At 71.5% G+C, this 11,305-nt stretch carries 9 protein-coding genes; 1 reads left to right on the plus strand and 8 read right to left on the minus strand.

What is annotated here, in order from left to right:
* Nucleotides 1-24 precede the first annotated feature (24 nt).
* From WDZ95_RS03130 to WDZ95_RS03150, 5 genes are all read right to left on the minus strand, one after another.
* Nucleotides 25-978: a LysR family transcriptional regulator gene (locus WDZ95_RS03130; protein WP_425776154.1), complete on the minus strand. Its 954-nt coding sequence runs from the start codon at nt 976-978 to the stop codon at nt 25-27.
* Between the two features lie 57 nt (nt 979-1,035).
* On the minus strand, nt 1,036-1,857 hold the full coding sequence (locus tag WDZ95_RS03135; protein WP_425776155.1) for an SDR family NAD(P)-dependent oxidoreductase: 822 nt from the start codon (nt 1,855-1,857) through the stop codon (nt 1,036-1,038).
* 26 nt (nt 1,858-1,883) lie between these two features.
* The gene (locus WDZ95_RS03140; RefSeq protein ID WP_425776156.1) at nt 1,884-2,696 is read right to left on the minus strand and encodes an enoyl-CoA hydratase/isomerase family protein; all 813 of its coding nucleotides are present in this window, start codon (nt 2,694-2,696) and stop codon (nt 1,884-1,886) included.
* Entirely contained in the window at nt 2,693-4,549 is a 1,857-nt protein-coding gene (locus WDZ95_RS03145) for an acyl-CoA synthetase (RefSeq protein ID WP_425776157.1), read from the minus strand. Before WDZ95_RS03145 ends, WDZ95_RS03140 begins: the two co-directional genes overlap by 4 nt.
* Nucleotides 4,550-4,642: 93 nt before the next feature.
* Nucleotides 4,643-5,623, minus strand: a complete 981-nt coding sequence (locus tag WDZ95_RS03150; protein WP_425776158.1) for a Bug family tripartite tricarboxylate transporter substrate binding protein — start codon at nt 5,621-5,623, stop codon at nt 4,643-4,645.
* Nucleotides 5,624-5,809: 186 nt separating this feature from the next.
* Between WDZ95_RS03150 and WDZ95_RS03155 the strand changes: the two genes are divergently transcribed.
* Nucleotides 5,810-6,586, plus strand: coding sequence for a helix-turn-helix transcriptional regulator (locus tag WDZ95_RS03155; RefSeq protein ID WP_425776159.1), 777 nt, complete (start codon nt 5,810-5,812; stop codon nt 6,584-6,586).
* A gap of 46 nt (nt 6,587-6,632) precedes the next feature.
* On the opposite strand, the gene WDZ95_RS03160 is transcribed toward WDZ95_RS03155, so the two are convergent.
* Genes WDZ95_RS03160 through WDZ95_RS03170 form a run of 3 tightly spaced genes read right to left on the minus strand, consistent with a single transcriptional unit; the run spans nt 6,633 to nt 11,290 of the window.
* Nucleotides 6,633-7,652 (minus strand): TRAP transporter substrate-binding protein, encoded by a 1,020-nt coding sequence (locus WDZ95_RS03160; protein ID WP_425776160.1) that lies wholly within the window; start codon nt 7,650-7,652, stop codon nt 6,633-6,635.
* A gap of 30 nt (nt 7,653-7,682) precedes the next feature.
* A complete protein-coding gene (locus WDZ95_RS03165) occupies nt 7,683-9,173 on the minus strand; it encodes an indolepyruvate oxidoreductase subunit beta family protein (protein ID WP_425776161.1) in 1,491 nt (496 codons plus the stop codon).
* Complete coding sequence (locus WDZ95_RS03170) at nt 9,170-11,290, minus strand: thiamine pyrophosphate-dependent enzyme (RefSeq protein ID WP_425776162.1); 2,121 nt, start codon at nt 11,288-11,290, stop codon at nt 9,170-9,172. The genes WDZ95_RS03165 and WDZ95_RS03170 overlap by 4 nt, the downstream gene beginning before the upstream one ends.
* Nucleotides 11,291-11,305: the final 15 nt, after the last annotated feature.

An 11,305-nucleotide genomic window follows, 5' to 3' on the forward strand; every position in this document is an offset into this window, starting at 1 on the left:
AAGCGAGCGCCCGGCATGGGGGTATCAGGTTTTGTGATGCCAGGGCCGCGTGCCGGGCCAGGCGCCGCCCTCGACCAGCCGCTTGGCGCAATCGGCGATGACCACGCGCGTGGCCAGCGCGGCCGGTGAGAGCTCGTCGTCAGACAGGCTGCACAGCACGTTGGTGCGGCGCATCTGCGGGTCGTCGATCAGCGAGAGGCGAAAGCGCTCGCTCGCGTCGGGAAAGCCGTGCACCGCGGCATAGGGCTGCAGGCTGCCGCCCAGACCGGCGTTCACCGCGGCCATCACGAGCGAGAGCGAATCCACTTCGAGCACCACGCGCGGGGTGATGCCGGCGCGCTGGAAGGCCGCGTCGAGCGTGATGCGCAGGCCGTGCGGGTGGGTGGGCAGGATCAGGTCTTCACCGGCCAGGTCGGCGAGCGCGAGGCGCGCGGCGCGGCGGCGCCGGCGCTGGGTGATGAGGAACAGGTCTTCGGTGAACAGCGGCTGGCGCTCCAGCAGCCGGTCGCCGGGGCCGCGGCCGCCCTGCCCCGCGTGCGGGTCGAACAGCATGGCGAGGTCGAGCTCGCGCGCGTTGAGCTGGGCCGCGAGGTGGCCCGACATGCCTTCCACCAGGTGCAGGCGCACGTCGGGGTAGCGCTCGCGCATGGCCTGCATGAGCGGCAGGCCCAGCACCGCCGCGGTGGTGGCCGCCAGGCCCACGCTCACCGAACCCGACAGGCGCGCCGATTGCGCCGCGCGCACCGCCTGGTCGGCGTGGCGCAGCGTGAGCTTGGCCTCGCGGAAGAAGGCCATGCCGGCCTCGGTGGGCAGCACGCCGCGCGGGGTGCGCTGCAGCAGCCGCGTGCTGAGCTCGCCCTCGAGCCGGCCGATCTGCTGGCTCAGGGCCGATTGCACGAGGTCGAGCTCGGCCGCGGCCCGGCTCATGGAGCCGAGTTCGACGATCCGGACGAAGTAGCGCAGCTGTCGCAGTTCCATGGCGGGCGGGCGGTGGGACAGCGCGCATTGTCGGGCACGGGCCCGCGCCCGCGCGCCTCAGAGCCCGCCGCTGGCCATGAGCACGTGGCCCGACACGTAGTCGCTCTCGGGGTAGCAGAGCAGCGCGATCGCGCCCGCGGCCTCTTCGGTGCTCGCGCCGCGGCCCAGCGGAATCTGCGCTTCGAGCGCGCGCACCTGCTCGGCCGGGATGCCGGCGGGAATGGCGCGGCCTTCGATGTCGACCTGCGTGGCGCTGCCCTTGTCCACGGCCTGCGTCATGCGCGTGACCACGTAGCCGAAGGCCACCGCGTTCACGTTCACGTGGTAGCGGCCCCACTCGCGCGCGAGCGTGCGCGTGATGCCCACGATGCCCGCTTTGCCCGCGGCGTAGTTGGTCTGGCCCGCGCTGCCCAGGATGCCCGCGATGGACGACACGTTGACCACCTTGCGCTGCACGCGCCGGCCTTCGGCGTTCTCGCGCTTGGCGGCTTCGCGCAGGTGGCCGGCCGCGGCGCGCAGGATGCGGAACGGCGCCTTGAGGTGGATGTCCAGCATGGCGTCGAACTGCTCGTCGCTCATCTTCTGGATCACGCCGTCCCAGGCGTAGCCGGCGTTGTTGACGATGATGTCGAGCCCGCCGTGGTTGTCGAGCGCGGCCTGCACGAAGCGCGCGCCGAAGGCCGGGTCGGTGACGCTGCCGGCGCAGGCCGAGGCCTGGCCACCGGCCGCGCGGATCTCGGCCACCACCTGCTCGCACAGCGCGGCGTCGAGGTCGTTCACGACCACGGTGGCGCCTTCGGCGGCGAGCTTGAGCGCGGTGGCGCGGCCGATGCCGCGGCCCGAGCCGCTGACGATGGCGATCTTGTTCTGGAGCTTCATGGGGTTCTCGCCCGGTAGGTGGAGGTTCAGTGCCCGCGGTAGACGGGTTCGCGTTTTTCCATGAAGGCGCGCGGGCCTTCGCGGGCGTCGGCACTGGCCATCACCCGGGCCTTGGCCTCGTCCTCGAGGCGGTAGGCCTGATCGAGCGGCAGGCCGCTGGCGGCCACCACGGTGCGCTTGACCGCCTGCACGGCCACGGGGCCGTTGCGCGCGATCTTCGCGGCCAGGGCCAGGGCCTGCGGCATCAGCTCGGCCGCGGGCAGCACGCGGTTCACCAGGCCCAGGCGCTGCGCCTCGGCGGCGCTGATGGCATCGCCCGTGAGCATGAGCTCCATGGCCACGGCCTGCGGGATCTGGCGCGGCAGCCGCGCGAGCGAGCCCGCGAAGGGGATCAGCGCGCGCTTGACCTCGGGCAGCGCAAACGTGGCGTGCTCGGCGCACAGGCGGATGTCGGTGCCGAGCAGGATCTCGAAGCCCGCGGCCATGCAGGCGCCGTTCACCGCGGCGATCACGGGCTTGTCGAGCGGGTAGTCGCGCAGGCCCGAGGCGGCCATCACCAGCGGCTCGTTGAGCACGCGGTGGTCCCACGCGTCCTGCGGCTGGCGGTCGCCGCTCATGAGCGGCAGCGTGCGCGCAAGGTCGCCGCCCGCGCAGAAGGCCTTGTCGCCGCTGCCCGTGAGGATGGCCACGCGCAGCGACGGGCTCTGCGCAAAGGCCACCACGTGGTCGGCAAGCTGGCACAGCATGCGCGGCGTGAGCGCGTTGCGCGACGCGGGCGCGTCGAGCGTGAACACGGCGATGTCGCCCTGCGTCTCGAAACGGACCTGGCCTTCGCTCATGCGTCTTCTCCTTGCACCGCCACGCGGTAGGCCAGCGGGAATGGCGCCATGATGGCCCGCACGGCCTCGGCGTGCTGCGCGGCCGCCTCGGCGCTGCGCGCGGCGAACAGCACCTGCAGGCCGCTGCTGGCATCGGCCACGCGAATCTCGAACGCGTCGGCCAGCCCGGCCCTGGCCAGGCGCTCGCCGAGCGCGGTTTCGCAGGCCATGGCGCGCAGGCGCGGCTTGAACACCTTGCCCACCGCGGTGAGCGGCACGCTGGGCACGATCTGCACGCGCTTGGGGTAGGCCGGCCGCTCGGGAATGCGCGCGTTCGCGAAGGCCGAGAGTTCTTCGGGCGTGACCGATGCGCCCGGGCGCACCGACACGTAGACCACCGCGACCTCGCCCGCGTACTCGTCGGGCTCGCCCACGGCCGCGGCCACCATCACATCGGGGTGCTGCAGCAGCGCTTCTTCGATCTGCTGCGGGTCGATGTTGTGGCCGCTGCGGATGATCACGTCCTTGGCGCGGCCGGTGATGAACACGCGGCCTTCGGCGTCGATGTGGCCGATGTCGCCCGTGATGAGCCAGCCCTGGTCGTCGAAGGTGCCGGTGTTGCGGCGCGCGTCGGTGTAGCCCGGGCCCACGTTGGGGCCGCGCAGGCGCACGATGCCGCTCTCGCCGGGCGCGCAGCGCTGGCCCTCGGCGTTCACGGCCACCACCTCGGTGTAGGGCAGCGGCAGGCCGCACGAGCCCGGCGTGCGCGGGCCCAGGAAGGGCTCGATGCTGACCACGCCCGCGCACTCGGTCATGCCCAGGATGTTGCGCACGGCGATGCCGTAGCGGCGCTCGAAGGCCTGCGCGAGTTCGTTGGGCAGCGGCGAGCCGCCCGTGAGCAGCGCGCGCACCGAGCCGCGCGAGGCCTGGCCCGGTTCGAGCTTGAGCAGCGTGCCCATCACCGTGGGCACGGCCGCGAGCAGGCTCACGCGGTGTTGCTCGACGAAGTCCCAGTAGCGCTGCATGAAGCCGGTGTTGCGCAGGCCGAGCAGCGTGGGCAGCACGATCTGCGCGCCACTGAGCAGCACCGACAGGCCGTACACGAAGGCCCCGGCCACATGGAACAGCGGAAAGCCGTTGAGCAGCGTGTCGCGCTCGTCCATGGCGTAGAACTGGGCCGCGCACCACGAGGAATGCAGCTGGTTGCTGTGGCGGTGCTGCGCGAGCTTGGGCGCGCCCGTGGTGCCGCCGGTGTGGAACAGCGCGGCCAGCCGGTCGGCGCCGGTGGTGATGGCGGGCGCGAGCGCGTCGCCGGGCATGGCGTCCACCGCGGTCATGAAGTCGCGCGCGCCGGGCGCGCCGCCCACGGCGAACACGTGCTGCAGGCCCGGGCATTCGCGCGCCACGGCGCTGGCCTTGCTCCAGATGTCGAGCTCGGGGTGCGGGCCCAGGGCCACCAGGATCTGGCAGCCCGACGTCTGCACGAGCTCGGCGATGTGCGCGGGCTCGAGCAGGTAGTTGATGGGGCACACCACGCCCGCGGTCTCGCCACCCCAGAGCGTGAGGTGCGCCTCGGGGATGTTGGGCAGCAGCATGGCCACGCGCGGGCCCCGGCCCTCGGCATCGGGCGGCACCAGCGCGGCGAACAGGTTGGCGGTGCGGTGGATGCGCTCGAGCAGTTCGGCGTAGCGCCAGGTCTGCACGGGCTGCGCCGGGTCGGGCTCGCGCACGTAGGTGATGGCCGGGCGATCGGCGTGCCGCAGCGCCGCGGCGCGCAGCGCGTCGTACACGTGCGTGTGCGGCATGAACTGCGCATACGGCAGCGCGCCGATGGCCGCCACGTCGGCGAGGGTCTCAATACGGTGGCGCTGCATGTCAAGCCTCCCGCCGGGCCGCCCCAAGGGAGGCTTGCGCCCCCTCGGGGGGCAGCGAATACACGGAGTGATGAGCGTGGGGGCGCATTTCGTTCAGTCGCCGCGGAAGCCCGATGCTTTCACGATCCCTGCCCAGCGCGGGTACTCGGCGCGCAGCATGCGGTCGGTGTCGGCGCGCGAGAGGCCGGTGACGCTGAAGCCGGCCTCGACGATCTTGGCCTTGGTGTCGGGCGACTGCACCGCCGCGGCCGCCTCGCGCGCCAGCAGGTCGAGCACGGCGGGCGGCGTGGCCGCGGGCGCCATCAGCGCGAACCAGGCCGACACGTCCATCTTGGGGTAGCCCACCTCGATCATGGTCGGCACCTGCGGCAGCAGCGGCGAGCGCACGGGCGCGCTGGTGGCCAGCGCGCGCATCTTGCCGCCCTTGATCTGCGCCGCGCCCAGCGCGGTCGACACGAAGGCGCCGGCCACGTCGCCGTTGATGATGCCGGTCACGGCGTCGCCGGTGTTGCGGTAGTGCACCGGCTCGATCTTGAAGCCCGCGGCCTCGGCGAAGACCTCGGCGCCGAAGTGGCCCGGGCTGCCCGCGCCGAAGGTGCCGAAGTTGATCTTGTCGCCGCGCGCCTTGGCGGCTTTCACGAAGTCGGCCACGGTCTGGTGCGGCGAGTTCGCGGGCACGGCCAGCAGCAGGTCGACCTTGCCCACCTCGCTCACGCCGGTGAGTTCCTTGGTCGGGTCGTATTGCAGCTTGCTGAACGCGGGCGGCGCGATGGCGATCGAGCCCACCTCGCCGAGCAGCAGGGTGTAGCCGTCGGGTTGGGCCTTGGCCACGGTCTGCGCCGCGATCTGGCCGCCTGCGCCGGGCTTGTTGTCCACCACCACCTGCTGCTTGAGCAGCTCGGCCATGCGCTGCGCGAGGAAACGCGCGAGCACGTCGGGCGCGGTGGCCGGCGGGTAGCCCACCACGATGCGGATCGGGTACGCAGGGTAGGTCTGGGCCAGGGCGGTGACGGGCAGTTGGGCGGCGGCCAGCAGGGCCGTGCCGGCCACGAAGTGGCGGCGCGAAAGGCTCATGGTCTTGTCTCCGGAGAAGGGTTCGGGAGCCCCAGTGTGGCCACGGCCGCGGCCGCGGGCTGTCTACCGAGAGGGAGACAAAACGCGCGCTGCGCCCCGCCGCGCTTCAGGGAAAACCCGGGGAAACCCCGGGGCGCGCACCGCGCGAGCGCGCGTAGAGTTCCATACAGTACTGTCTGGAAGCGCATGCAGCTCATTCCCCTGCCCCTTGCCCCGTCGCGGCCCGCCCCGCGCGCGGCGCTGGACACGCTCACCGGCTTCATCGGCACCGTGGGCGCCGACGACTTCGGCCAGCGCGCGCTCGCGCAACTCAACCAGTTGCTGCTGGTGTCCTCGTGGTCGGTGTTCCGGCTGCACGACGACCGGCCGCCGTCCATGCCCGCCTCGGGCACCTACCGCCTGCCCGACCACACGGGCGACTCGTGGAAGACCTACCGCGAATCGCTCTACCAGCGCGACCAGACCTTCGTGGCCGCGCGCGACCAGGCGCGCCACACGCCCGAGATGCTGGTGCACTGGAACGCGCGCGAGATCCCGCGGCCGCACCGCGAGCGCATTTACACCCGCGCGGGCCTGCGCGAGCGCCTGTCGCTGATCGGGCGCGACAGCGAGCCCGGCCTGCTCTCGGTGAACCTCTACCGCCACGAAGGCGAGCGGCCCTTCAGCGACGACGAGATCGATGCCGTGGGCAGCGCGACCTCGCTGCTGCTCGCGTGCGTGAAGCGCCACATCGCGCTGTCGTCGGTGGCCACGCAGACGCGCAGCGCGCTCGATGCGCTCACGCGGCGCGAGCGCGAGGTCTGCGAGCGGCTGCTCAAGGGCCTCACCTACGACGGCATCGCGGCCGACATGGGTGTGTCGGCCGGCACCGTGAAGACCTACCGCAACCGCGCCTTCGAGCGGCTGGGCATCCACCACCGCAACCAGTTGTTCGCGCTGGTGAGCCGGCCGGGGGCGGTTTAGGCGGCCGTGGGAGCATCAGGCCGCCGCGTCCGCGGCGGCCCCTGACTCAGTTCGCCTTGCGGCTCTCCAGCTCGCGCTTGAGCTCGCCCAGGATCTGATCCGCGTTGCCGCCGGCGCGTTGCACGTCTTGCGCCCAGCGCTGGTACAGCGGCTCGGCCGCCTTGTGCCAGGCTTCCTGCTGTGCGGGCGTGAGCTTCACGATGGTGTGGCCCGCGGCTTTTTCGAGCTTGGCCTGGCCCGAGTCCTCGAAGTCGCCCCAGGCCGCGCCGACCTTGGCGGCCCACTCGTTGCTGCAGTGGTCGTCGATGACCTTCTTCTGCGCCGCGCTGAGCTTGCCGTACCAGGACGGGTTCATCACCCAGACGAAGTTGGCGCTGTACAGGCGCATGTCGTTGTGGAACTTCACCGCCTTGTCCACGCCGAAGCTCAGCGTGGAATCCCAGGGGAAGGTGATGGCGTCGGCAATGCCTTTTTCAAGCGCGTCGCGCGACTCGGGCGCCGACACGCTCACGTTGGTGCCGCCCAGCAGCGTCACGAACGAGGCCACGGTGCCGTTGGCCGGGCGGATCTTCATACCGCGGATCTGCGCCGGGTCGGTGATGGGTTTCTTGGAATGCAGCGTGCCGATGTGCTGGTGCGCGAAGCAGTACTTCACGTCCTTCATTTCCTTCTCGGCGTACTTGCGGTACCAGGCGTCGAGCGCGGCCGAGCCCGGGCCGGGGCGCGCGCTCATGAAGGGCAGCTCGGAGGCCGCGAAGATGGGGAAGCGGTTGGCCTGGTAGCCCGGGCTCACCCAGGTCATCGCGGCGATGCCGTCGCGCGCCATGTCGTAGTGGTCGGGCGCCTTGCCGAGCTGCTGCGCCGGGAACAGCATGACCTTGATGCTGCCTTTGGACGCGGCCTCGACCGACTTGGCCCAGGGCTCGAAGCCGGTCTTGGACAGCGAATGCGTGCCCGGCAGCCAGTGGCCGAAGTTGAGCTCGACGGGTTTGTCCTGCGCCTGTGCGGCGCCGGCGGCGAGGCCGAGCGCGAGCGCGGCGGCTTGGATGGTTGCGGTTTTGAACACCTTGTCTCCTCTTGTGGTGGGTGGAAAAAATCAGGGCCGCACCGGGCGGCGCACGATACGGATGGGTTGCACGAGCGGGCGGCCGAGCACGCCCGAGAGCTGCCGGCCTTCGGGGTCGGCGAGCGCGGCCTGGCGCAGCGCCTTCAGGCGTTCGGCCGGTGCACCCTGCGCGGCTTCGTCCAGCAGCGCGCCGAGGTTGCGGTGGCCGCGCCGGTGCGTGTCGCCATAGCCCTTGACGAGGTTGCCCGCGAGCGCGATCTCCAGCGCCGCGGCCTCGTGCATGCGGGACTCGATGGCCGCGAGCCAACGCGCGATGGCCGCGTGTTCCTCGGCAAAGCGCGCGGTGCGCCGGCGCAGACCCTTGAGCGAACGCAGCACGCACAGCATGAGAAAGCCGCGCAGCGTGTCTGTACGCACGTGCAGGCCCCGGTTCCAGGTGCGGCCCTCGGTGGCGCGGCGGAACCAGCGCGAGAGCGCGGGCGGCAGCAGGGAGGCGATCTCGTCGAGGCCGGGCTTGAGGTATTCGGTGGTGAGCAAGGGTTCGCCGGGCTTGGCGCCCACCTCGCGGCGCACGCGGTCGAGGCGCTCCTTGCGCGTCTTGAGCTGGGCCACGCGGATCACGTCTTCGTAGGCCATCCACAGCGCCAGGTGGCGCGCGGTCTCGCGCGTCACGTCCAGGCGCTCATGCCCGTCGCGGCCCGAGGCCTGCTCGGCCGCGAGCACGCGCTGCACGGTGTCGAGGTATTGCTCGGCGTAGCGCGCGTCCTGGTACCCGGTGGTGAGGGCCACGCCCGCGGCCACCACCGCGTGCAGCGGCTCGGGCAGCGCGCGCACGCGCGCCGGCAGTTCGTGCAGGCCCTTCACGCCCTCGGCGAGTTGCTGCGTGGCCTGCACGCGGCCCTGGGCGGCGTCGAAGCCGGCGGCAAAACCGCGCAGGCTGGCCTTCACCGCCTTGCCCGAACGCTCGATGGCGCGTTCGCAGGCCTCGCGCGCAAACGGCAGCACGCCCGAGCCGGCCATGGCGCCGAACAGCACGGTGTTGATCACGGTGCCGTGCTGCTGCGCGAGCGCGCGCATGTCGAGCAGCACGCTCGCGCGCGCCTGGCGCTGCGCGGCGTCGAGCACGCGGCCGCTGTCGAAGCGGCCGTCACCCATGGCCGCCTTTTCCGACACCGCGTACTCGCGGTGGGTCGAGGCCACCAGCAGCGTGCGCTCGGGGTGCACGTAGCCGTTCTGGATCGCGCGGCCGGCCTCCATGAGCTCGGACGCGGCCACCAGATCGACCTGACCCACGGTGGGCGTGAGCGAGAGCACCGGCTCGCGCCCGCCCAGCGCGGCGCGGCTCTCGGGGTAGATCTCGACGTAGTAGGTGGTGGCGCCGGTGCGCTGGGCCACGCCGGGCACCGAGGTGCTCTGCACCGGGAAGCCCGCTTCCATGGCGGCGTCGATGAGCCAGTCGGCCAGCACGCCGCCGCCCTCGCCGCCCATGGCGCCGATGAGGATGCACAGGGGTTGCGTCATGCCGCGAGCCTTTCGATGAGGGCGCCGCGCACGCGCGCCATGAAACGTTCGAAGGCGCCGGGGTTCTGCACCACCTCGGCCTTGTAGAAAGAGGGGCAGAGCACGGCCGCGTGCGCGTTCTCGCCGCACAGGCCGCAGCCCACGCAGCCGGTGTTCACCGCGGCCACGGGGTCGGTGCGCAGCGGGCTGGGGTTGGGCTTGATGGTGAGCGAGGGACAGCCCGAGAGGCGGATGCACGAGTGGTCGCCGGTGCACACGTCGTCGTCGATGCCGAAGCGCGTGCGCACCACGCGCTCGCCGCGCTGCAGCTGCTCGGCCAGCTTCGGCTTGATGCGGCGCTGGCGTTCGAGCTGGCATTCGCCGTCGGCGATGATGACCTTGAGCCCGCCTTCTTCGGTGGACATGGCCTCTTCGAGCACCTTCACCATCTCTTCCACCTGGTAGCTGCCCACCTTGCGGATCCATTGCACGCCCACGCCGCGCAGCGCTTTCTCGATGTCCAGCGTGAGCGGCTTGGCCGCGGGCTGCGACGGCGAGGACGGAATGGCCTGCGTGCCGGTGGCCGAGGTGTAGCCGTTCTGCAGGATCACGAGCACCGAGTCCTGGCCGTTGTAGACCGCGTTGACCACGCCGCTGGTGAAACCGTTGTGCCAGAAGCCGCCATCGCCCATGATGCTCACGGTGCGGTTGGCCATGAGCGGACCCACGCCCGACGAGCTCGCCAGACCCAGGCCGTAGCCCAGCACCGTGCTGCCCACGTTGAAGGGCGGCAGCGAGCCGAAGGTGTGGCAGCCGATGTCGGCGTTCACGTGCACCTGGCCGAGCTTTTGCTGCATCTGCTTGATGGCCGAGAACACCGGCCGCTCGGGGCAGCCGATGCAAAAGCCCGGCGGGCGCGTGGGCACGGGCGCGCCGATGGCGCTGCCCGCCTGCGCCTTGTGTTCGCGCAGCGCGCGCGCCCGCGCCGTGACCGGCGTGAGCGCCAGGCCGGCGGGCGTTTCGAGTTCCAGGAAACGCGCCAGGCCTTCGAGCACCACGTCGCCGGTGTACTCGCCCGCCATGGGGAACACGTTCTTGCCGTGCACGCGCGTGGCCACACCGGCCTTGCGCAGCACCGCGTGGATCGCGTCTTCGATGTAGTTGGGCTGGCCCTCCTCCACCAGCAGCACGGCCTGCTTGTCGCGGCAGAAATCGAGCAGCTCGTCGGGCACCAGCGGGTACACCACGTTGAGCACGTAGATCGGCAGCTTCGACTGGCCGAAGGCATCGGCCAGGCCGAGCTGCTGCAGGCCGCGGATCAGGCCGTTGTAGAGCCCGCCGGGCACGATCAGGCCCACGTCGCCGAGCTCACCGTCGAAGCGCTCGTTGAGGCCCGCCTCGCGGATGAAGCGCAGCGCGGCCGGCCAGCGCTGCTCGACCTTCTGGCGCTCGTGCTGGTAGATCGAAGGCGGCAGGTTGATGCGGCCGTAGTCGAAGGCGGCCTGCTCGATGGGCTGGCGCAGCGAGACCGCGGGCGCGCGGTTGTCCTTGCATTCGAAGTGGCCGTGCACGTGGCAGGCGCGGATGCGCAACTGCAGCATCACGGGCGTGCTGCTCGCTTCCGAGAGTTCGAAGCTGCGCTCCACCGCGTCCACGATGGAGCCGAGGTTGGGCCGCGGGTCCATGAGCCAGATCTGCGACTTCATGGCGAAGGCGTGGGTGCGCTCCTGGATGATGGACGAGCCCTCGCCGTAGTCCTCGCCGAGGATGATCAGCGCGCCGCCCGTGACGCCGGCCGACGCGAGGTTGGACAGCGCGTCGGACGCGACGTTGGTGCCCACCGTGCTTTTCCAGGTGACCGCGCCGCGCACCGGGTAGTGGATGGACGCGGCCAGCATGGCGGCGGCGCCGGCCTCGGAGGCATTGGCCTCGAAGTACACGCCCAGCTCCTGCAGCAGCTCGCGCGCGTCGCCGAGCACGTCGATGAGGTGCGAGACCGGCGCGCCCTGGTAGCCACCGATGTAGCTCACACCCGACTGCAGCAGGGCTTTGGTGACGGCGAGGATGCCCTCGCCGTGAAAGGTCTGGCCGCCGGCCAGCCGCAGCGACCGGACCTCGGCAGCGAACGATCGCTCCATGCGTGAATGTCTCCG

Source organism: Hydrogenophaga sp. T2, assembly GCF_049843535.1.
GTDB classification, from domain to species: Bacteria; Pseudomonadota; Gammaproteobacteria; order Burkholderiales; family Burkholderiaceae_C; genus Hydrogenophaga; species Hydrogenophaga crocea.